Consider the following 20,268-nt stretch of genomic DNA (forward strand, 5'->3'; position numbering starts at 1 on the left):
CTCACAACCAGGGTCACCGGACAAAGGGGTCAAAATTCGGATGCCACGCCGGGGTCAGTATTCACGTGCCGCCGACAAAGGATTCTGCTGGGCGGCTACACGTTGCTACCCCTCGTAGAGGCAATGCGGACCCGTGGTTTCACCGGACGCACCGGGTCGACTGGGTTGCTACTCCTCGTAGGGGCGATGCGGACTGGTGACCATGGCGCTGGCCATGTTTCTGGACTACATGTTGCTACCCCTCGTAGGGGCGATGCGGACGCGTGCGCGGCCACTGCTGGACCTGTTCGCCTCGTTGCTACCCCGCGTAGGAGCGCAGCCGGTCCACGCGCTCGTCCGGACTGCCGACCGGGTGCAGCGAGCACACAACTCGGCGTAAGCCACCGAGTCGCGAATGAGACGAGGCCGCCCGTCGATCGGTATGTGGGCAGCCAGTCCTGCCGCCAGCCACCCCGGCATCGCCTCGCGCAACTCGCGCACCGCCTGCGCACGGTCGTCCGCGACATAGCCCAGCACAGCGGAGACATGCCGCACGGACCCCGGATCACGCCCCGCGGCAGCGGCCCTTTCCGCGTACCGCGCGACCATTTCCGCCTTCTCCTCGTCGCCGATGTGCATGCCCAGCAACATCGGCAAATCCTCGAACCGCAGCCTCCTCCACAGTGGATCGTGACGTGCAGGCGACGGTAACCGGCGGCCCCGGTCGTGACAGTTGAGGGACGAGCGGCACCTCGGGATTCGTCGTGTCGGGACATTTTGTTTCGGGTCGTCGCGGACCTTTGGACGTATGCACGAACGACTGTAAGGCCCTACCGTTTGGTCCTGTCAGACCTTCGCTGGCCCAAACTGACCGAGTACCTGGAAGCAAACCTCAACTCTGTTGTCGGTATCGGTTCGGCCGAGGTGCGACTTGACTCGATGCCCGACGAGTACGCCGCTCTGCTCGAAGATCCCGAACTGCTGCATGTGCTCGTCAACGCGCCAGCGCCCCTGACGCCCGCTCTTGTCAGGGCGTGCTGCGGCGCGACCGCTTATACCGAGCTCGACTCTGGGCCCGACGCAGCGGGGCGTTGACTACGCCCCGCACAGCTACAGCGGGACAGACAACCCTGTCCCGAAGCCGATGACACGCTACACACGCCGTGACAGCCGCTCGGGCACAGGAGAAACAGCAAAAAGCCCTCTGCCTCAACCGTTTTCGGGAAGCAGAAGGCGTGTAGTTAGCGTGCAAGTCCCCCCTCGGACACAAATGCGTAGCAGATTCGCTACACGTAGACAGTATTCACTTCAGTTCTGACAGGGCGGTTGGCGCGGTATGCGCTGCCGCCTTGTTGTGCTTGTGCTGCGGTGTGGTGGCGTGCCCTTGTGGGGGTGGTCGCCGTGGGTGAGATCACGATACCCGGCGGTGGTGCCACCGCACGCTGGCCGCTCCCCTGGTGGATCCGGTGCGAACCCCGCGTCACGGGTGTGGCACCGGGTGCCGCTGGCTGAGCTCGCACCCCGCCTCGCCAGGAGGCGGCTGGGGCGTGCGCGGTGGCCACGGTTGATGCGCGGGGCCCGGTATCGAACCGCTCGGCGGTGCGGGCCTTGGGATGGGCTGCGGGGATGCGGCTGGAGATCCGGGCGGTGTCCGGGTCGGTCCTGGTGCACCCAAGCGAGGACGGCCTGTTCACGCTGGCCAAGCAGGGGTATATGCGGCTGCCCGCGGTAGCCCGGCACTGGTGTGCACTGGAGGTGGGCGAGAAGGTCCTGCTCGTCGCCGAACCACAGCGCAACACCCTGGTGATCCACACTATGTCTACTGTGGAGAGCCTCGTCACCGGCTACCACGCCTGCCTGTTCGGGGGTGAGGCGTCATGACCAGCGACATCTCCCCCAGTGCCGATCGCCCGGAGGTCGAAGCGGCCCGCCTGGTGCTGGAACGGATGGGCGTCACCCCCGCTGACCTGCTGGGCGGCACGGTGCAGCGGTCCGCGGCGCCGACGTTCGCCGACTACATCCCCAAGGTCTCCGCAGTCGTCTCCGACGGCACCCGCCGCGTGTACTCCTCCTACTGGAACCGAATCATCGACCAGTGGGGTCAGCGGACCCTGGACGAACCGACCGCCTTGGAGATCAAGCAGCTCGCCGAACACACCCGCACCCAGGTAGTACGGCGGCGCAACGCCCGCGGCGGCCGCGGCGCGGCCGAGCACCTCATCGCCGCCCTGCGATGCGTGTACAACCACGCCGTCGACGACGGACTCATCGCCGAAGCCGACAATCCCGCCCGCCGCGTGGCCAAACCCCGGCGTCTGCCCAGTACCCGCCGGAGTCTGCCAGAGTCCGGGGTCGAAGAAGTCAACCGGGTCGCCGCCACCACCGGCAACGACCCCACCTTCGACGCCCTGTTGCTGCGGCTGCACACCGAGACCGCCTGCCGCCGTGGCGGCGCCCTGGCACTGCGCCCGCAGGATCTCGACCCGGCCCAGTGCCTGGTACTGCTGCGGGAGAAAGGCGACACGACCCGGTGGCAACCGGTCTCGCCGACGTTGATGCGGCACCTGCTGGACCACGCCGACCAACGAGGTGCGGCCGCGTCAGGCGGACAGCTGCTGCGCTACCGCAACGGACAGCCGATCACCACCCGCCGCTACGACCACCTCTGGAAACGCATCGGCCAACACCTGCCCTGGGCAGCCACCCAGCAGATCAGCACCCACTGGCTACGCCACACCACCCTGACATGGGTCGAACGCCACTTCGGCTACGCCGTCGCCCGCGCCTACGCCGGACACACCGACAGCACCAGCGGCGACACCGGCACGACCACCGCCTACATTCGCGCCGACCTCGACGAGGTCGCCACCGCACTCGCCGCACTCACCGGCGAACCACACCCCCTCGCACCAGAAGCACCCGGGTCTCGGGGAGGTCGAGCCTGATGGCCAGTCGGAGTTCCCGCTTTGCTGAGCTGAATCTGACCCGCGCGCAGGTGGCCGGCTGCCTCGCCTCAATGATCACCGGTGCCGGGCTCGCGGCCTACGGAGCCGCAGGCTCCTACCAGACACTCGCCGCACTGGCCGCCGACAAGGGACTACCCTTACCCACACTCGTCCCGGTCGGCGTCGACGGCGGCCTGTTCGGCGTCGTGGTGGTCGACCTCGTGCTGACCTGGATCGGCCACCCCATCGTCTGGCTACGCCAACTCGTCCGCCTCCTCGCCACCGCCACAGTCCTCGCCAACGCCGCAGCAGGATGGCCCGACCCGATCGCCGTCGGCCTGCACACAGCGGCACCGGTCATGCTGCTGGCGATGATCGAAGCCGCCCGCACCGTCCTGCTCCGCCGCATCGACGCCCGCACCCCCACCCTGCGAGACCGCATCCCCTGCCACGGTGGCTGCTCGCCCCGTGGCGCACCTGGCTGCTGTGGCGACGCATGATCCTCTGGGACATCACCAACTACAACACCGCCCTACAAACCGAACTCCGCATCCGACACGCCACCAAGATCCTGCGCGCACACTTCGGACGCCGCTGGAAATCCAAGGTGCCCGCCGAAGTGAGCTGGCTCCTCGGCCGGCCTATCCCCCTCATGATCGGGCGGTGCCAGCAGGCACTGGGTGATCGCAACGCCACCCGGGCCGCGTATGTGCGGTCGCCGATCCGCGGGGGATATCGACGATCGCGAGGCTGACGAAGAGCGGGGGCGGCGAGGAAGACAGCTCCCTGGGACTGGGTCGGCGTCCAGCTCGCCAGGTTGCGTGCCACGGACGACGGAACCGCCGACCGGTTGCACGGCTACGACGTAATCCATGCCCCGCGCGGCCAGGCCGTGCCGGAACGCGGCAGTCTGGCCGTATCCGGCATCGGCGACCACGACCGGTGGTGCCAGTGACTGCTCGGTCAGTTCATCGAGGATCTCCAAGGCCAGCCGTCACTTTTCGACATGCCTGATCTCGGCGGGCATCCCAGTGCGAACCCGGCGCGGATCTTCGCGGTCGTCCCATCCTCTGGGGACAAACAGCCGCCACGACAGTGGGCACGACGCCTCGTCGGTGACCCCGTGCACGCTCACCCCGACCTGGCAGTTGGCCTGCTTGCCCAACGCGCCGCAGTACTGACGCGCCACGGCCACCGATTGATCACCGGACTTGGGAAACGACACATCATCGCCCCCCACGCCTGCGGGCCGATCGCGCCGGTCATCTTGGCTGCGATGGTGCGCAACACCGGCTCGTGGTCCTACGGCGACTGATTCACAAACTGTTGCAGGGCCTGCATGTTCCCGTCCGGTAACCGCTCGGCCATCGGCTGCATCGACTTCCGCGGACCGTCCAGCATCAACCCCCGCAGATAGCAATCCCCCTGCCGACGCTGATCCCGGCGCGGCACCGAGACAAACCGAAGTACTACTAGCGCCAAGACGGGTGATTCGGCCGCGATCCCGTATCGGCCGGTCACCACGGTCGCGCCGGATCGCGCGACTTGATCGGCGAGGCGGCCGACGAGATCCTCGCGTGCGAGCGGACCGACCTGTGTCTCCGGTTGCGTTCGGATCACCGTCCACGAGAGCTCCGACGGCCTCGGCGAGGGCCATCCGGAATTCGTCAAAGACCGGACGGGAGACGATGAATCGCTTGGCGGATATGCAACTCTGGCCCGCGTTGGCGAGCCGTGCCCGGACGGCGGCGGCAGCAGCGGGCAGATCGGCGTCCTGCATGACGATGAACGGATCCGACCCACCGAGCTCCAGCACGGATTTCTTGATCGCACGACCTGCCCGCGCGGCGATGGCCGAACCGGCGCGGTCGCTCCCGGTGACCGTGACGGCGTCGGTCCGCGGATCGTCGATCATGCCTGCGACCATGGCAGGAGTGTCCTGTTCGGATAGAAGCACGACGCCGAAGAGTCCTGCAGGCAGGCCTGCCTCGGCGAACACCTCCGCCATTGCCAGGGCGCACCCGGAGGTGTTGGGTGAGTACTTGAGCACAGCCGCGTTACCGGCGAGCAGTGCCGGTGCGGCGAACCGGATCACCTGCCGCAGTGGGAAGTTCCACGGCATGACCGCGAGCACTGTGCCGATGGGCTCGTAGGTGAACCAGGCGTTCGGGGCCACGTGGTCGTCCGCGAGCATGCTCTGGCCATGCGCGGCGTAGAACTCGCACGCGACCGCGCACTTGTCGACCTCAGCGGCCGCTTCCGCGAGCGGCTTGCCCATCTCGGTCGTGACCAATGTGGCCAGTTCGTCCTTGCGCCGCCGCAGAACGGAGGCCGGCCGCAGCAACACGTCCGCACGATCAGCCCCGGGCAGCCCAGTCATTGCGTGCTGACGTGGCCGCAGCCAGCACAGTCTCGACGTCGGTTGTCTCGTACTCGGCGATCAACTGACCGGTCGTGGGTCACCGTTGTTATCACGCCAAAGTCCCCACCACCGCAGCGGTCACCGACTTGGTGCCGCTCGTCGCGGTCCCATCGGGATTCAGCCGTACGGCGCCGCTGCGCAGTGCATCCCGGACCGCGCTGCGGATCCTGTCACCCGTGGGTCGCTCACCGAGGTAGTCCAGCATCATGCCGGTCGCAAGGATCTGCCCCAGCGGGTTGGCCCGGTCCTGCCCCGCGATCGCCGGTGCGCTGCCGTGGATCGGTTCGAAGTACGCCTGTGACTCGCCGATGTTGCCACCTGGGCAGAGCGCCACTCCTCCGATCGTGCCGCCACCGAGATCGCTGAGGATGTCGCCGAACATGCTCTCGGTGACGATCACGTCGAAGTGTTCGGGGGACATCACCAGCGCCTGCGCGGCCGCGTCGACGTAGAAACATTCGGCCTCGATGTCCGGATACGCCGCGGCGACCTCGAGAAACACGCTGCGGAAGAAGTACATACTGCGCAACACGTTCGCCTTGTCGACACACGTGACCCGGCGGATGCCATCGCGTGGTGCGCCTGACCGGTGAGACGCCAACTCGAAGGCGTGGCGGGCGATACGCTCGCATCCAGTCCGCGTGACCAGCAGGGTGTCAGCCATCGCCTGGGTGTTACCGACCCCCTTGCCCCGTCATGGCGGAGCCTTCGGTGCGGTAGGTGCCCGCACCGCCGTGGACCTCGATCAGCTCGATCGGGAAGTCAGCGACGGCGTCGAGCACGGTGAGCGCCGAGTCGACCAGTTCCGGCCCGATGCCGTCGCCCCTGATCACCGCGACGCGGTACTTCCTTGCGGGCAAAGGAGTCTCCCTTTCTTCATGAATGGTCGTGCCAGGACGTGGCTACCAGCCCTCGGTCAGCACGCGTTCGAGTGCGTCGGCGAAGAAGTCGGCGTCGGCGATGGTGATGCCTAGTGGTGGTTTGACCTTGAGGACGCACAGGCGGTCTGACGTCGGCTGCATGATGACGCCGAGTTCGCGCATGCGTTCGCAGATGGCTGCTGTCTCCGCCGTTGCCGGCTCCAGAGTCTCACGGTCGCGTACCAACTCGACACCGATGTAGAGACCCATGCCGTGCACCGCGCCGATGATCGCGTGCCTGTCGGCGAGGTCGAGTAGTCGCTGGCGGAGATGCGCGCCGACCATGCGGGCATTCTCCTGCAGGCCCTCGTCCCGCAGCACGTCGAGAACCGTGAGGCCCACGACGCTGCTGACCGGGCTGCCGCCCGCGGATGAGAAGAAGTAGCCTTGGCTGCGGTAACCTGCGGCGATCTCGCTCGAGGTGATGACTGCGCCGAGTGGATGCCCGTTGCCCATCGCCTTGGCCGCAGTGACGATGTCCGGCACGACGTTCTGTTGCTCGAAGCCCCAGAAGTGTTCACCGAGCCGGCCGTACCCCACCTGCACCTCGTCGGCGATGCAGAGCCCGCCAGCATGTCGGACAGCGTGGTAGACCGCTGCCAAATACCCGTCTGGCAATGCGATTCCTCCTGCGTTGCCGTAGAACGACTCGCACAGGAACGCGGCCGGCGGCCTGCCGGCGACGACCATGTCTTGTACGTATGCCACGCTGTCCTCGGCATATCGGTGGGCGTCGGCACCGCGGTGGTCACCACGGTAGGCGTTGGGTGCCGCGAGCGAGTGCACCCATGCGGGCCGGGTCCCCAGGGCGTTGGGGTTGTCGGCCACAGAGGTCGAGAGGGCATCCGTGGCGTCGGACCATCCGTGGTACGCCTCCCGCACAGCGAGCACGTCCCGGCGGCCGGTGTTGGCCCACGCGAGCCGTAGCGCCAGGTCTACGGCCTCGGTGCCGCTGTTCACCAAGAACACCGTGTCGAGCGGCTCCGGGCAGAGGGTGGCGAGGCGTTCGGAGAACTCGACCACGGCGCGGTAGTGGAACCGCGAGTTGGTGTTGAGCAGCCGCCATTGGCGCTCGACGGCGTCGGCGAGCCGTGGATTCCCATGTCCGAGGATCGCCACGTTGTTGACCATGTCGAGGTACGACCGGCCGTCCACGTCGAACAGATGCTGCCGCCAACCGCGCTCGATCTGCGGCGGTGAGGTGAAGTAGTGCTCCTGGACCGGAGCGAACGACGAACTACGCCGTGCGAGCAATGTGGGCACGTCGACGGCGTTCTCATCACGATGCCCACTCGGGTCGATCAGCGGAGTCGGATCCGGGCACACTTGCGCCCACGCTTCGGCCATGGCCGCCGGCACGAAAAACGGTGGCCGGCTCGCGAGCCGGCTGACCTGGACACGCAAGGACAAGGGCTTGTGATCACCGGAAACCCAGCCGACGGGATCGCCAGCCTTCAGGACGGTGGCCGCGGCTTGGAAGTCGCCGGAGAGCCACAAGGTCTGGTCATCAGGGCCGCGGAGCGCAACGGCGTTGTTGTGGATCTCCACAGTTCCTGACCAGGGAGCGTGAATCTGCCGTGGCTCGTTGACGAACACCTCGACACCGAGCCCGACGGTGGCTGGAGAGTCGAAGGAGTTTAGACTCGTCCGTGTCAATCTGGGGTGCAAGAACGGCACATAAGCCAGGTCCACCTCACCGGTCAGAGCGTTTGCCGCCATCAGCGCCTCGATTCCGTCTTCGAGAAACCGTCCGCTGTCCAGCGGCGGGCTGGTCGTCGAGATGTCGAGGCACGCGCACTCGCAGTCGACGACCACAGGCTCGCCTGCGGCAGCTCGGCGACCGGCAGCAGGCCGGATCGCGGAGCCTACGAGTTCGGTCATGACCTTGATCGGTAGGGCGGTCGCAGCTTCGAAGATTCGCCATTCCCAGTCGAGGTTTTTCGACGCGTAGTTGTTGGCCACATCGAAACTCGTCTGGTGCTGGCCGCTGACCATCAAGGAGGTCGCCCGAAGCACGATCAGTGGCCACAACGCGTTCACCTCGTCGTCCGAGATGGGCCGGACCTGATTGAACGCGCGAATCGCCGGGAGGATGGCGGTCGGATCGTCCGCCGCGTAGGGCAGCAGTGACGAACAGGTCACCGCCAGTTCGGTGATACGCCAGCTCTGAGTCAGGTCGCCGAAGTCGATGATGCCGACGGGACGACGGCGCCCGTCGTCCCCGGCGATCGCAATCACGTTGTCGACCGTCAGGTCGCCGTGGACAGCCTGCACCGGGAGCCCGTCTTTGGCGGGCGCCAACGCCTCTGCCGCCGTGCGCGCTGCCTCGCGGGCGGACTCGGCTCCACCGGGTACGGAGACGAACTCCGCCAGCCGGGACACGACTTCATCGGCATGGCGGAGATCCCATTGGAGTTCACGCGGCGGGATCGCGCCGCCGAAGGCCGCGAGCGCGCGTGACGTCCGGCCCGCCAGGTCGCCGAGGGCGGCCACGGTCGCGGGGGCGAGGTATCGGGTGTTGCTCAGCACCTCGCCCTCGATGTATGTCACGAGTCTGGCCACCGTGGGCTGCCCATCGAGCGTCACGGACTGGATCGTGTGCCCGTCTGTTCCTTCCAGAGAGCGCGGAACCCGGATGTCCTGTTCACATCGCGCGAGGTGCGCCGCGACGTTGTCCTGTGCGTCGATGTCGGCAGCCGTGAACGCGGGATTGGACACCTTCAGCACCCAGGTGCCCGACGGGGAATCGATCTTGAAGTTGGCATCCTGCTGGCTGCCGAGCTCCTCAGCGACACCGACGATGCCGTAACGCTCCCGCACCAGCGCCTCGGCCTGGGCAACGGAGACGACCGGCGCTGCCAAGGCCTCCTGCTCAACGAAGTTGAAGCTGTGCGACATCAGGTTTCGTCCTGTAGGTGGATTTGGTGACGATGCGCCACAACGCTGGGATGACGTCGGTATCGACGGCCGCTGTCAGGGCCGCTGCGGTGGTCATGCTGGTTCCTCTCCCCTGCGCCGTGCGCGGATGATTTCGGCGAAGAAGTCGCGAACCGGTGGCAGGACATGTGAACCGCGGTGGGCTACGCCCGGGACGAGGACGAACCGCACGTCGATACCGTGCGCCACGAAGTCGCGTTCGAGCGTCCGGAGGCGTTCGATGCGGGTGCCCCCGGTCTTTTCGGCGCCGTCCATCCAGTTGGGTTCACCTGGGTTGTTGATCTCCCAGGTCTCGACATCCTGGTCGCCGACGACCATCAGGACGGGCACGCGGCGCAGTGCCTCGAAGTCGATCGGCTGACCGAAGCGCTCCTCGAAGTCCTGCGTGCCGAGCCACCACGGCAGCGCGTCGTCGAGCTGGGTGATCCGGCCAGGAGCGCCGATCGACACTCCGGCCAGACGGTCCGGGTGCAGGTAGAAGAAACGGTGCGCGAACTGGCCGCCACCGGAGAATCCGTGCAAGTAGAACTTCCCGGAGTCGACGGGGTAACGCTCGGCCACCTCGTCGACCATCGCCAGCAGCACCCGGTCGAAGCGGATGCCCTCGTACTCGATGAATTTGAAGTTGTGCAGATCGGCAGGATCGATGATCCCGCCCGGGAAGAGCGGTGCGAGCACCACGACGCCGTGCTCGTCGGCGAAGGGCTGCAGGTGGTCGCGATAGAGCAGGAAGTTGCGCTCAGTGCCGTGCTGGATGACTACCAGTGGAGCGTTGGGGCCTAAGTCTTCCGGTACGTAGAGGCAGTAGCTGAATCGCTGGTCGTAGCGCGAGGCGAACGCAGGCGTCTTGCCCCGGCTGTAGAACGCCGAAGTCGATGCGGTCGGGTGTTCGTCGGGGATCATGAAACGGAGCTCCTCTGCCCGGCGGATTGTGGTCGCGTCGCGGCGAAGACGGCGCGCAACTCGGAGACTCGCTCGGGCTGCCAGTCGGGTCCGGGAGCCGACGACATCAACAGCTCGGTGTACGGGTGTCGGGGGCTGCACAGCACGTCACCGGTGCTGCCGTGCTCGACGGACTCGCCTTCGTGCATCACGAGGATCTGGTCGGTCACCTCGGCTACCACGGCCAGGTCGTGGCTCACGAAGACCAGGCTCACGCCCGATTCCCGCCTGATCTCGTTGAGCAACGCGAGGATCTGCGCCTGCACGGAGACGTCGAGCGCCGACACCGCCTCGTCGAGCACCAGGACGGTCGGATCGACGGCGAGTGCCTTGGCGATGGCGACTCGCTGGCGTTGACCACCGCTGAGCTGGTGGGGACGCGACTCGGCCGTCGAGCCACCGAGCCCGACGCGATCGAGCAACGCCTGGATGCGTTCGCCCACAGCCGCTGGAGTCAGGTGCGGCTGGTGACGGCGAAGGACATCGCGCAGTGCGTTCTCGACGGTGAGGCGACGATCAAGCGAACCGTAAGGGTCCTGGAACACCATCTGTGCTTCACGGGCACGCGCGAGGCGGGCCTTCCGGCCTCGCGGTCGCCACTGCCGGTCCCGGCCGTCGATCGTGACGGTGCCGGCATCGGGGACCGCCAGGCCGACGATCATGCGGGCGAGTGTGGTCTTGCCGCAGCCTGATTCGCCGACCAGTCCGAGCGATCCGCCTTTCGGCAGCCGGAAGCCGATCTGCTTGGCTGCCGCGACCGGCATTCCGCCCCGCCGCGCGGGGTAGGTCTTGGTGAGTCCACTCACCACGAGTGCGTCAGTCATGCCCGTGCTCCTGTCATCACGGTGTTTCCTGTCATCGCGGCGTTCCGGTCGGGGAGTCCGCCGGGGGCGAGGGCTTCGAGCGTTTCGGCAGTCGCGGCGTCGCGTCGGCCAGGGCCTTGGTGTAGGGGTTGACCGGGCTGACGAACACCGTCTTTCCTGGCTGTTCGTCGACGATCGAGCCGTCCTTCATGACGTAGACCCGATCGCATAACGCGCCGGCGAGCAGCAGGTCGTGCGTGATGAACAGGACGGCCATCTCCCGCTCGCGCCGCAACCGGCGGAGCAGGGCCAAGACCTCGGCCTGGGTCGTCACGTCCAGCGCGCTGGTCGCCTCATCTGCCAGCAGCAGCCGTGGGTTCGTGCTCAGCGCGGCTGCGATGACGACACGTTGCAACATCCCGCCGGACAGCTGATGCGGGTATCTGCGCATCAGGCTTTCCGGGTCGCGCAGTCCGACCTCCAGCATCAGGTCGGCGAGGCGCCGGCTCGCCTCTGCTTTGGGCACGCCGTGCACGCAGACCAGCCGCTCGGTCGCCGAGTCGCCGATCCGACGGACTGGATTGAGCGACGACCGAGGGTCCTGGAAGATCATCGCCGCGTGGTTGGTGCGAATCGCGCGGATAGCCTCGGGATGTTCGGGTGAGGCCTCGACACCACAGACGGCTATCGAGCCGGAAGTGTGCGCGCCGTCGGGGATCAGCTGGAGGACCGCACGTGCCGTAGTCGACTTGCCCGACCCTGACTCGCCGACCAGACCGACAGTTTCACCGCTGCCGACCTCCAGGGAGACGTCACGCAGGATCTGCAGCGGGCCCGAGGGCATCGGCACGGTGAGACTGAGGTCGCGAACCGTAAGCAGCATGCACCTACCTCCTGACGGCGAGCTTGTCGGAGAGCCGGACTCCGACCACATTGGTCGCCACGACGACGATGGCGATGGTCAGCCCCGGCACGAGAGCAGGCCCCAGGAAACCCTGGATGACGCCGGACCGGCTCTCCTCGACCATCAGGCCCCAGTCGGAACTGGGCGGCTGCGAGCCGAAGCCCAGGAAGTTGAGCGTCGCCAGGCTCATCAGACCGTCACCGAACAGCACGACGAGATAGCCGAGCAGCGTCGGCAACATGTTGAGCAGGACGTAACGCACACACAGCTCCAGCCCGCCCACACCCTGCAGCCGATAGGAGTCGACATAGGGCCGGGCCATCTCCTCCAGAGCGATGGCCCTGGTGAACTTCGCGATCACGGGTGCGTAGGCCAGGCCCATCCCGACGACCGCGGTCACCGCCCCGCTGTCGAACACGGCGATGATCATGATCACGAACAACAGCCCGGGGAAGGCGAACATGACGTCGGTGACGCGGGCCAGCAGCGTGTCGATCCAGCCACGGTGCCACGCCGCGGTGAGTCCGATCAGGACACCGATCGCCGTGGCGAGGGCGAGCAGTGCGATGGAGCCGAGCAGGGTCGGGCGTGCGCCGTCGATGACCCGGGACAGCAGGTCACGGCCGAGCTGGTCGGTGCCGAGCCAGTGCTCGGCGCTCGGTGACAACCAGATCGCGTCAAAACTCGTGGCGGTGGGGTCGTAGGGCGTGACCCATGGTGCCAGCACCGCTGCGGCGACCGCGACGGCGAGGATCGCGAGGCACAGGTAAAACACCCCTTCGCGACGCCTGCGCGGCGGGTCGGCGAGCACCGGGCTGACGGTTGCATCAAGTGTCATGCCGCATCGCGCCTCTCCAGCGTGCGTGGGTCGATCAGGGGGTAGAGCAGGTCGACGAAGATCGTGACAGCCATGTACGCGATCACCATGTAGAGCAGAACCGCCTGCACCACTGGGAAATCGTGCGCGTTGATGGAGTCGACGAGCATGCTCCCGACGCCGCTGAGGCCGAACACCGACTCGATGACGACGGTGCCCGCGAGCATGCTCGCGACGATCAGCCCGCACATCGTGAGCACCGGGCCCAACGAGTTGCGGAGCACGTGCCGCCAGATGATCTTGCGTCGTGGCAGGCCGAAACTGCGGGCCACGTCCACGTGCTCGAGGCTCTGTTGCTCGACCATGGTCTGTCGCGTAACCCGGCTGACAACGGCGAATGCCCCGATCGCCAACGCGATCGCAGGCAGGGTCAGGTGGTAGATCCGGCCAAGGAACCCGTCGCCGCTGCCGGACACCTCGAACCACCCGAGCTGGACCGCGAAGACGGACACCAGGACCAGTGCGACGACGAAGTTGGGGATCGACGTGAGGAAGGTCGTGATACCGGTGATCGCCGCGTCGAGCGTCGTGCCCCGCTTCAGCGCCGACACGACGCCCAGCAGGACACCGATGACGACGAACAGCAGAGCTGCCATCGCGACGAGGGTCAGCGTCACGGGCAGCCGGGTGATCATCAGGTCCGCCACCGGTTGCTTGTAGACGAACGACGTACCGAGGTCCCCCTGCAGGACGCCCTTGGCCCACAGGGCGTACTGGTGCAGGAACGAGTCGTCCAGGTGGTACGCCGCGCGGACCGCGGCGACTCGGTCCGGAGTCCTGTCCTCTGGATTCTTGATCAGGAAGGTCAACGGATCACCGGGAGCGGCGTACATACCCGCGAAGATCACGAACGAACTGACGGCCAGCGTGAGGACCAGGGCACCGAGCCGCCGCGACAGCGCAACCACGGGTCAGCCCTTCGTACCCAGGTCGGCCGCCCACGGGTAGTAACGGACCGCGCCGGACGCCGGTACCCCCGTCACCTTCGAGGAGAGCGCCACGGTGCTGGGGCTCAGGATCGCGCTGATCCACGGCTTCGCGTCCGCCCAGCGCTTGGCTAGTTCGATCGAGATCTCCGCTCGCTGAGCGTTGTCGAGGGCTGCCCGGCCGTCGAGGACCAACTCGTCGTAGGTGGAGTCCTTGAACACCCATTGGACCTGTGAGCTGGAAGCTCCGCTCTTGTAGAAGCCGACCGGGTCGCTCTTGGAGATGTAGTAGTCGTCCATGTACAGGTCGGCCTTGGCGCGTAGGTCCGGGTTGTCGTAGAAGTCGCCGTACTGGACGGTCGGTATCTGCGTGATGGACGCCTTCAGGCCGATCTTCTGGGCGGCATCGACGAGCGCGTTGGCCAGTGTGTTGCGGATCGAGGAGCTGTCGCTCGCGACGACGATCGGCTTCGTCTCGCCGGCCATTGCGACCAGCTTCCTGGCCTCGTCGATGTCCTGTGCGGACGGTTTGACCGGTGAGCCGGTGAGCTTGTCGTAGGCGTCCTGGAAAGCGGGCTTTTCGTAACCCCAGGCACCCGAACCGACCGGCTCCTTCCAGGGCTGGCCTAGACTCCCGAAGGCAGCTCGGTTGACGCCATCCCGGTTGAGGGCCAGCGACAGCGCTTTGCGGATGTTGGGATCGGTGAGCCCACCGCGTTCGGTGACCATGTAGCTCCAGACCCGAGTGTCGGGTCCTTGGCTCACCGTGATGTCGCCGGATTTGACCAGTCGCGCCGCCGAGGCGATGTTGTCGATGTAAGCGCCCTGCGCGGAGCCTGTGATGAGGGAGTTGACGATCGCGTCGTCGGCGGCCCATTTGAAGGTGATCTCGTCGACCTTCGACGCTTTGCCGGTGTCCCAGTAATCGTCAGCCTTCACCAGCGTGACGTGGTCGCCCGGCTTCCAGTCCTTGAGCTTCAACGGTCCCGAGCACGCGTCCGGGCTCGACGGCGTGCCGAAGTCCTTGCCCCGCGCCTCGACGACCTTGCGCTCCTGGACGAGACCGGCGTTACCGGCGAGTGCCTCGACGAACACCGCGTCGGGCTGCTTCATGGTGAAAGTGAGCTCGTTCGGGCCGGTCAGGTCGACCGAAGCCACGTTGGGGAACTCGTCTGCCTCGGAATTGCCGTCGGCGGCGTTGCGCTTGATGCTCCACAGCACGTCGTCCATGGTCACGGGAGCACCGCTGTGGAACGTGGCGTTGTCGCGGATGGTGAACACCAACTGGGTCGGTGTCTTCCACTCGTACTTGGCCGCCAAGCCCGGACCCACGCTCATGTCCGGCTGGAGCTTGTTGAGCCGCTCGCAGACGTTGGCCATGATCAGGTCCGACTGGTCGTTCGCGTCGTCATTGGACAGATCGAGGTTGGTCGGCTCCTTGGAGATCAGCCACGTGGCCTGACCGAGCCGCCCGGCGGCGGCGGGGGTCGTGTCGACCAGCTTGAGGTTCTGCTTGGTGTCGGCCGCGGAGCTGGCCGAGTCAGGCGAGCCACCGCATGCCGTGGTGAGCATGCATAGGGCGACAACGACGGAAAGACAGCGCCGCAGGGACGGTTCGGACATGGTGTTCCTCTTTATTCGTACAGGTTGAAGGGGACGAGCTCGTAGGAGTGCTCGCACGGGGAACCGGGCGCGAGGAAATACTCACCGGAGGTGAGGTCGACGCAACTGGACACAGTGGTCGACCATTGGTCGATCGGCGACATCCGCTCGTCGGGATGTGCGCACATGGAGTCGGGATGTCCCAAGTGGTCGGACATCGCGCTGTGGATGGCGGTTCGGACGTCGACGGATTTCTCAACCCGGGCAGCGTTCGCCAGCCCCTTGCGCGCCTGCGGCACGCGGACGAGCGAGTCCGGTGACAGCAGCCGATGGTCGCTGGCTGAGACGGTCGGGACGAACGCCTGGTAGTGGTTGCCGTGTACCAGGAGGCCGTTTTCCGGGTATTCCCATCCATGTCCGTGGGGTGTGGTCTCGACGTCGATCGAGAACCCGCTGCGGTAGGTCAGCAGGGCGTTGCCGGGGATGTGCGCCCTGGTCGAGGTCAGCGCCTTGAAGGCCTCGGCGACGTTGCGGGAGTCGAGCACCGCGCGGCGGATGACGGTCTGGGGCATGCCGATCGAGTCATCGAACCGGTCGCCCAGGCCGTTGGCGTTGAGCGCGAGTCCGCGCGAGTTGGCACCGTGCCGGCCGATCTGACCGGCCTCCAGCTGCATGATCAGAGTCGGCTTGGGCGGCTGGACGACACGAAGCACCACGACGGTGTCGCGGATGGCATGGCGCCAGTCCCAGTTCTGCCCGGCATAGACATGGCCGTCACCTGCGGCGGCGCCGGTCAGTGAGAACGACGTGCAGCCGTCGATCTCCGGTGGCCCGGCGTCCGGTTCGCTGGCCCGCGCGAACCAGTTGTCGTACATGATCTCACCACGGCAGTTGAGGGCGACGATCTCGGCCACCTGGACGCCCGCGCCCGCGGCGATCCCAGCCATCTCCTCCAGCAGTTCCGGGAAACCCTGCTCGATGAGCTCATGCCAGGGCATGCTGTGCTCCAGCGCCTCAGTCCAGTCAAGACCGGCCTGGCGGGAGAAGCCCTCGCGGTAGTACGCGATCGCGGCCGCGATCAGGTCGGCGGCGGCGCTCCCGTACTGCGAGCCGCGCTCGAACGCTGACGCGCTCGACACCTCGATGACTCGGGGAAACGGCATCGAACTCACTCCTGAACCAGCAAGTCAATCTCGTTACAGATGATGGATATGCCGTACGATTACGTTCGTGGATGAACGAGACGATACGCAACAAGGATCGGTTGTAACAGGGTTAACGCGAAATCAGGGCATCCTCGATCTGCGCGCCCGCATCCGGGAGCACTGGGACAGCCTGTCGCCCAGTGCCCAGGAAGTCTGCCGGTTGCTGGGCGAAATCACCCCTGAGCAACTGCTGTACAAGTCCGCCGTCGATCTTGGAGCCGAGACGCGGACGAGCAACGCGACCGTGGTCCGGGCGCTGCAGAGCCTCGGGTACACCGGCCTGGCCGACCTCAAGACCGCCGTCGCGCGCCCGTTCACCGACACGACCGCCCCTGAGATGCGCGCGCGAAGCAGGGTCGAGGCCACCAAAGGCGACCTGCCCAACGTCTGGAACATGGTCGCAGCCGAGTGGGTCGACCGGATCAACCTGATGCGTGCCAGCTTCTCGGTCGAGGACTACCAGCAGACGGTCGAACTCATGCTGGGCGCCCGCGAGATCGTGCCATTCGGATTCGGCTCGTCGTACGTGGTCGCCGAGCACCTGGCGTTCAAGCTGCGACGGATCGGGCGACGGGCTCGCCCGATCCACTCGTCCGGCTTCTGCCTGCCCGACGACCTGCTGGGCCTCGAACGCGGCGACGTCGTCATCCTCTTCGCGCCAGGGCGTTTGGTGATCGACATCGACGTTCTGCTCAGCCGGGTGCGCACGGTCGGTGCCACCAGCGTTCTCGTCACAGCCGAACTGGTCGACCAGCTCAAGGACTCGGTCGACGTCCTGCTGATCGCTCCCCACTCGCCGACGGGCCTGACCGGCGACACCGCCACCGCGATGGTCGTCGCCGACGCACTGATCCAAGGCGTCGCCGCCTCGGACGTGGAGAACACCGTCCAGTCCTCGCACACGCTCAACACATTGCGCCAGCAGATGGGCTTCTGACCACGGCAGCCCCAGCGCTCACCGTCGGGACAGACAACCGCCCCGGTGACTACCTCGACGCGAACTTGCCGGTCGAGATCCGCGTGGGCGCGAACACCACCGTCACCGTTCCGCATGAATGAGGGATTCCTTTGCCTGACAAGAAAGTCTTCCGCAACTTCGTCAACGGCAGGCACGCCGACGCGGCCGACGGACGTACGCTCGACATCGTCAATCCGGCCACGGGCGAGGTCTACGCGACTTCGCCACTGTCCAGTGAGTCCGATGTGGACTCAGCCTTCACCGCGGCCGGGGCGGCGTTCGAGACCTGGCGGGACACCACTCCGGCCGAGCGTCAGCTCGCCCTGCTACGGATCGCGGACGCCGTGGAGGCCCGGGCCGAGGAGTTCGTGCAGGTCGAGTGCGAGAACACCGGAAAACCACTGGCGCTGACCAGGGTCGAAGAGCTTCCGGTCGCGGTGGACCAGATCCGGTTCTTCGCAGGCGCCGCCCGGATCCTGGAAGGCAAGTCGGCCGGCGAGTACCTCAGCGGATACACCTCGTACGTCCGGCGCGAGCCGATCGGTGTATGCGGGCAGGTCACGCCCTGGAACTACCCGCTGATGATGGCGATCTGGAAGGTTGCGCCCGCCCTCGCGGCCGGGAACACGTTAGTACTCAAGCCTTCCGACACCACGCCCGCGACCACGGTCATGCTCGCCGAGCTCGCCGCGGAGTTCCTGCCGCCGGGCGTGCTCAACGTCGTCTGCGGTGACCGGGACACCGGCCGTTCGCTGGTCACGCACCCAGTTCCACAGATGGTGTCGATCACTGGGTCGGAACGCGCCGGCATCGAGGTCGCGGGCGCAGCTGCCGCGGACGTCAAGCGAGTCCACCTCGAGCTCGGCGGCAAGGCCCCGGTCGTGGTCTTCGACGACGCCGACATCGCGTCCGCGGCGAAGGCGATCGCGGCCGCCGGGTTGTTCAACGCCGGCCAGGACTGCACGGCCGCGACCCGTGTCATCGCCGCAACGGGTGTCCACGACTCGTTGGTCGCCGCTCTCGCTGAAGCCGCTGGTCAGATCCGCACCGGCGCTCCAGAGGAGGACGTCGACTACGGCGCCTTGAACAATGCTGGCCAGCTCGCCCGGGTCGCAGGCTTCATCGACCGGCTTCCCGGCCGTGCGACCATCCACAGCGGTGGTTCGCAGGTCGGGGACCGCGGTTACTTCTACGCCCCGACCGTGGTTTCCGGCTTGCAGGCCGGCGACGAGATCGTCCGCGACGAGGTCTTCGGCCCGGTGATCACGGTCCAGAAGTTCTCCGACGAGGCCGAGGCCATCCACCTGGCCAACGGCGTCCGGTACGGCCTGGCGTCCTCGGTCTGGACTCGCGACCATGGCCGTGCGCTGCGGACATCCCGGCGGCTTGACTTCGGCTGCGTCTGGATCAACACGCACATCCCCTTGGTCGCCGAGATGCCCCACGGTGGTTTCAAACACTCGGGCTACGGCAAGGACCTATCCCTGTACGGCCTGGAGGACTACACCCGAATCAAACACGTCATGTCCTCCCTGGACTGAAGGGACGATGCGGCACGGTCGCGACTGAAACCTTGATTCACCACGGCATACAGCCCACAACCCTCGGATATCCACATTTTTGCCCGCTTTTCCTCGAATCCAGGCACCCACAACCTATGGCCGGCATCACAGCTCGATACGTTCACATGCTTAATCGGACGGACTAGTCTGTTCAATTAAGTGGCGTTCAACCGGGCGCCATAGAGCGTGAAGAGGTGACGACATGCGCGCGGCCGTGCTCGAGGAGTTCGGAAAACCGTTGGTGCGACGCGAGATCGACCAGCCGGTACCAGGAACGGGACAGGTCCTGGTCCGAGTCGCGGCGAGCGGGGTGAATCCACTGGACCTCAAGATCCAGGCGGGTCAGGCTGATCACGCCAGGGTCCGGCCACCGGCGGTGCTCGGCCTCGATCTCGCGGGCGTGATCGCCGAAGTCGGCCCCGGAGTGGACGGCTTCGTGCCCGGAGACGAGGTGTTCGGGCTCACCGGCGGCGTCGGTGACCTGCAGGGCTCGCTGGCCGAGTTCGTCTCGGTGGATGCCAGGCTACTGGCCCGCAAACCGCGCGAGCTGGACATGCGCCAGGCCGCGGTGCTGCCACTGATCACGATCACCGCCTGGGAAGGCCTGGTCGACCGCGCACAGGTGTGCGAGGGCCAAAAGGTGCTCGTGCACGGTGGGGCAGGCGGCGTCGGACAGGCAGCCATTCAGATCGCCCGGGCGCACGGGGCGCAGGTGTACGCCACGGACGCGCCGCACCGGAGCAGCACGATCGAGGAACTCGGCGCCACTCCTATCGACTACAGCGCCAAGACGGTCGATGAGTACGTGGCCGAACACACCGGCGGCGAGGGATTCGACATCGTGTACGACACCGTCGGCGGAGCAGTTCTCGACGCCTCGTTCCAGGCGGCCCGCGTGTACACCGGCCACGTGGTCAGCTCGCTGGGCTGGGGCACGCACAGCATCGCGCCACTGTCCTTCCGCGGAGCCACCTATTCCGGGGTGTTCACCCTGCTGCCGATGCTGACCGGCCATGGCCGGGACCATCACGGGGAGATCCTCCGCAAGGCCGCGGAGCTGGCCGCCAGCGGGGCACTGCGCCCACGGCTGGATCCCCGGCGGTTCACCCTCGACACGGTCGCGGACGCCCACCAGCTGGTCAGCGACGGTACCGCCAAGGGCAAGATCGTGGTCGAGATCGGATAGGACCTGCCAGGTAAACGAATGGACTAAAGCCTGATGCTCCTATAGATCGTCAAGTGGTGTGAGTGAGGTCGGCGGGGTTGTTGGTTGGCTGGCAGAGGAT

The 20,268-nt window shown here is 66.6% G+C and carries 19 protein-coding genes and 2 pseudogenes; 7 read left to right on the top strand and 14 right to left on the bottom strand.

The window, feature by feature from the left end:
• Positions 1 to 225: 225 nt before the first annotated feature.
• Complete coding sequence (locus tag MOQ72_RS41285; RefSeq protein WP_242191440.1) at positions 226 to 630, bottom strand: LLM class flavin-dependent oxidoreductase; 405 nt, start codon at positions 628 to 630, stop codon at positions 226 to 228.
• Positions 631 to 1,533: 903 nt separating this feature from the next.
• Here MOQ72_RS41285 and MOQ72_RS41290 point away from each other — a divergent pair.
• The 4 genes from MOQ72_RS41290 to MOQ72_RS41305 are packed head-to-tail and all read left to right on the top strand — an operon-like array spanning position 1,534 to position 3,678.
• Positions 1,534 to 1,860 (top strand): AbrB/MazE/SpoVT family DNA-binding domain-containing protein, encoded by a 327-nt coding sequence (locus tag MOQ72_RS41290; RefSeq protein WP_242191441.1) that lies wholly within the window; start codon positions 1,534 to 1,536, stop codon positions 1,858 to 1,860.
• Positions 1,857 to 2,924, top strand: a complete 1,068-nt coding sequence (locus MOQ72_RS41295; RefSeq protein WP_242191442.1) for a tyrosine-type recombinase/integrase — start codon at positions 1,857 to 1,859, stop codon at positions 2,922 to 2,924. Before MOQ72_RS41290 ends, MOQ72_RS41295 begins: the two co-directional genes overlap by 4 nt.
• Entirely contained in the window at positions 2,924 to 3,424 is a 501-nt protein-coding gene (locus MOQ72_RS41300) for a DUF2637 domain-containing protein (RefSeq protein WP_242191443.1), read from the top strand. Before MOQ72_RS41295 ends, MOQ72_RS41300 begins: the two co-directional genes overlap by 1 nt.
• Positions 3,421 to 3,678 carry a hypothetical protein gene (locus tag MOQ72_RS41305; RefSeq protein WP_242191457.1) on the top strand — a complete coding sequence of 86 codons (258 nt, stop codon included), beginning with the start codon at positions 3,421 to 3,423 and terminating at the stop codon, positions 3,676 to 3,678. The genes MOQ72_RS41300 and MOQ72_RS41305 overlap by 4 nt, the downstream gene beginning before the upstream one ends.
• A gap of 96 nt (positions 3,679 to 3,774) precedes the next feature.
• Here MOQ72_RS41305 and MOQ72_RS41310 read toward each other — a convergent pair.
• The 13 genes and pseudogenes from MOQ72_RS41310 to MOQ72_RS41365 form a co-directional block, all read right to left on the bottom strand.
• Positions 3,775 to 4,445, bottom strand: a pseudogene (locus MOQ72_RS41310) (IS701 family transposase); the annotation flags it as partial.
• A 61-nt stretch (positions 4,446 to 4,506) separates the two neighbouring features.
• Positions 4,507 to 5,304: pseudogene (locus MOQ72_RS41315) on the bottom strand (aldehyde dehydrogenase family protein); the annotation flags it as partial.
• 91 nt (positions 5,305 to 5,395) lie between these two features.
• Positions 5,396 to 6,010: an isocitrate/isopropylmalate family dehydrogenase gene (locus MOQ72_RS41320; protein ID WP_242191444.1), complete on the bottom strand. Its 615-nt coding sequence runs from the start codon at positions 6,008 to 6,010 to the stop codon at positions 5,396 to 5,398.
• A 10-nt stretch (positions 6,011 to 6,020) separates the two neighbouring features.
• Positions 6,021 to 6,206, bottom strand: coding sequence for an isocitrate/isopropylmalate family dehydrogenase (locus MOQ72_RS41325; RefSeq protein WP_242191445.1), 186 nt, complete (start codon positions 6,204 to 6,206; stop codon positions 6,021 to 6,023).
• A 42-nt stretch (positions 6,207 to 6,248) separates the two neighbouring features.
• Entirely contained in the window at positions 6,249 to 9,164 is a 2,916-nt protein-coding gene (locus MOQ72_RS41330; RefSeq protein ID WP_242191446.1) for an aminotransferase, read from the bottom strand.
• Positions 9,139 to 9,261 (bottom strand): hypothetical protein, encoded by a 123-nt coding sequence (locus MOQ72_RS45020; protein WP_277955450.1) that lies wholly within the window; start codon positions 9,259 to 9,261, stop codon positions 9,139 to 9,141. The genes MOQ72_RS41330 and MOQ72_RS45020 overlap by 26 nt, the downstream gene beginning before the upstream one ends.
• Entirely contained in the window at positions 9,258 to 10,106 is an 849-nt protein-coding gene (locus tag MOQ72_RS41335) for an alpha/beta hydrolase family protein (RefSeq protein WP_242191447.1), read from the bottom strand. Before MOQ72_RS41335 ends, MOQ72_RS45020 begins: the two co-directional genes overlap by 4 nt.
• Positions 10,103 to 10,969 (bottom strand): ABC transporter ATP-binding protein, encoded by an 867-nt coding sequence (locus MOQ72_RS41340; RefSeq protein WP_242191448.1) that lies wholly within the window; start codon positions 10,967 to 10,969, stop codon positions 10,103 to 10,105. Before MOQ72_RS41340 ends, MOQ72_RS41335 begins: the two co-directional genes overlap by 4 nt.
• A 31-nt stretch (positions 10,970 to 11,000) precedes the next feature.
• Positions 11,001 to 11,831: an ABC transporter ATP-binding protein gene (locus MOQ72_RS41345; RefSeq protein WP_242191449.1), complete on the bottom strand. Its 831-nt coding sequence runs from the start codon at positions 11,829 to 11,831 to the stop codon at positions 11,001 to 11,003.
• Between the two features lie 4 nt (positions 11,832 to 11,835).
• Positions 11,836 to 12,690 (bottom strand): ABC transporter permease, encoded by an 855-nt coding sequence (locus MOQ72_RS41350; RefSeq protein ID WP_242191450.1) that lies wholly within the window; start codon positions 12,688 to 12,690, stop codon positions 11,836 to 11,838.
• A complete protein-coding gene (locus MOQ72_RS41355) occupies positions 12,687 to 13,637 on the bottom strand; it encodes an ABC transporter permease (RefSeq protein WP_242191451.1) in 951 nt (316 codons plus the stop codon). The genes MOQ72_RS41350 and MOQ72_RS41355 overlap by 4 nt, the downstream gene beginning before the upstream one ends.
• Before the next feature lie 3 nt (positions 13,638 to 13,640).
• Positions 13,641 to 15,278: an ABC transporter substrate-binding protein gene (locus tag MOQ72_RS41360; RefSeq protein WP_242191452.1), complete on the bottom strand. Its 1,638-nt coding sequence runs from the start codon at positions 15,276 to 15,278 to the stop codon at positions 13,641 to 13,643.
• Positions 15,279 to 15,289: 11 nt separating this feature from the next.
• Complete coding sequence (locus MOQ72_RS41365; RefSeq protein ID WP_242191453.1) at positions 15,290 to 16,420, bottom strand: C45 family autoproteolytic acyltransferase/hydrolase; 1,131 nt, start codon at positions 16,418 to 16,420, stop codon at positions 15,290 to 15,292.
• A gap of 67 nt (positions 16,421 to 16,487) precedes the next feature.
• Between MOQ72_RS41365 and MOQ72_RS45495 the strand changes: the two genes are divergently transcribed.
• From MOQ72_RS45495 to MOQ72_RS41380, 3 genes are all read left to right on the top strand, one after another.
• Positions 16,488 to 17,399, top strand: a complete 912-nt coding sequence (locus MOQ72_RS45495) for a MurR/RpiR family transcriptional regulator (protein WP_242191454.1) — start codon at positions 16,488 to 16,490, stop codon at positions 17,397 to 17,399.
• Positions 17,400 to 17,530: 131 nt separating this feature from the next.
• Entirely contained in the window at positions 17,531 to 18,961 is a 1,431-nt protein-coding gene (locus MOQ72_RS41375) for a gamma-aminobutyraldehyde dehydrogenase (RefSeq protein WP_242191455.1), read from the top strand.
• 223 nt (positions 18,962 to 19,184) lie between these two features.
• Positions 19,185 to 20,168 carry a zinc-dependent alcohol dehydrogenase family protein gene (locus MOQ72_RS41380; RefSeq protein ID WP_242191456.1) on the top strand — a complete coding sequence of 328 codons (984 nt, stop codon included), beginning with the start codon at positions 19,185 to 19,187 and terminating at the stop codon, positions 20,166 to 20,168.
• Positions 20,169 to 20,268: the final 100 nt, after the last annotated feature.

The organism is Saccharopolyspora soli (genome assembly GCF_022678645.1).
GTDB lineage: Bacteria > Actinomycetota > Actinomycetes > Mycobacteriales > Pseudonocardiaceae > Saccharopolyspora > Saccharopolyspora soli.

Excerpts from the sequence above, each read along its gene's own strand:
- MOQ72_RS41285 (WP_242191440.1), bottom strand. The coding sequence starts at position 630 with ATGTTGCTGGGCATGCACATCGGCGACGAGGAGAAGGCGGAAATGGTC.
- MOQ72_RS41295 (WP_242191442.1), top strand. The coding sequence starts at position 1,857 with ATGACCAGCGACATCTCCCCCAGTGCCGATCGCCCGGAGGTCGAAGCG.
- MOQ72_RS41300 (WP_242191443.1), top strand. The coding sequence starts at position 2,924 with ATGGCCAGTCGGAGTTCCCGCTTTGCTGAGCTGAATCTGACCCGCGCG.
- MOQ72_RS41305 (WP_242191457.1), top strand. The coding sequence starts at position 3,421 with ATGATCCTCTGGGACATCACCAACTACAACACCGCCCTACAAACCGAA.
- MOQ72_RS41320 (WP_242191444.1), bottom strand. The coding sequence starts at position 6,010 with ATGGCTGACACCCTGCTGGTCACGCGGACTGGATGCGAGCGTATCGCC.
- MOQ72_RS41330 (WP_242191446.1), bottom strand. The coding sequence starts at position 9,164 with ATGTCGCACAGCTTCAACTTCGTTGAGCAGGAGGCCTTGGCAGCGCCG.
- MOQ72_RS45020 (WP_277955450.1), bottom strand. The coding sequence starts at position 9,261 with ATGACCACCGCAGCGGCCCTGACAGCGGCCGTCGATACCGACGTCATC.
- MOQ72_RS41335 (WP_242191447.1), bottom strand. The coding sequence starts at position 10,106 with ATGATCCCCGACGAACACCCGACCGCATCGACTTCGGCGTTCTACAGC.
- MOQ72_RS41340 (WP_242191448.1), bottom strand. The coding sequence starts at position 10,969 with ATGACTGACGCACTCGTGGTGAGTGGACTCACCAAGACCTACCCCGCG.
- MOQ72_RS41345 (WP_242191449.1), bottom strand. The coding sequence starts at position 11,831 with ATGCTGCTTACGGTTCGCGACCTCAGTCTCACCGTGCCGATGCCCTCG.
- MOQ72_RS41350 (WP_242191450.1), bottom strand. The coding sequence starts at position 12,690 with ATGACACTTGATGCAACCGTCAGCCCGGTGCTCGCCGACCCGCCGCGC.
- MOQ72_RS41360 (WP_242191452.1), bottom strand. The coding sequence starts at position 15,278 with ATGTCCGAACCGTCCCTGCGGCGCTGTCTTTCCGTCGTTGTCGCCCTA.
- MOQ72_RS41365 (WP_242191453.1), bottom strand. The coding sequence starts at position 16,420 with ATGCCGTTTCCCCGAGTCATCGAGGTGTCGAGCGCGTCAGCGTTCGAG.
- MOQ72_RS41380 (WP_242191456.1), top strand. The coding sequence starts at position 19,185 with ATGCGCGCGGCCGTGCTCGAGGAGTTCGGAAAACCGTTGGTGCGACGC.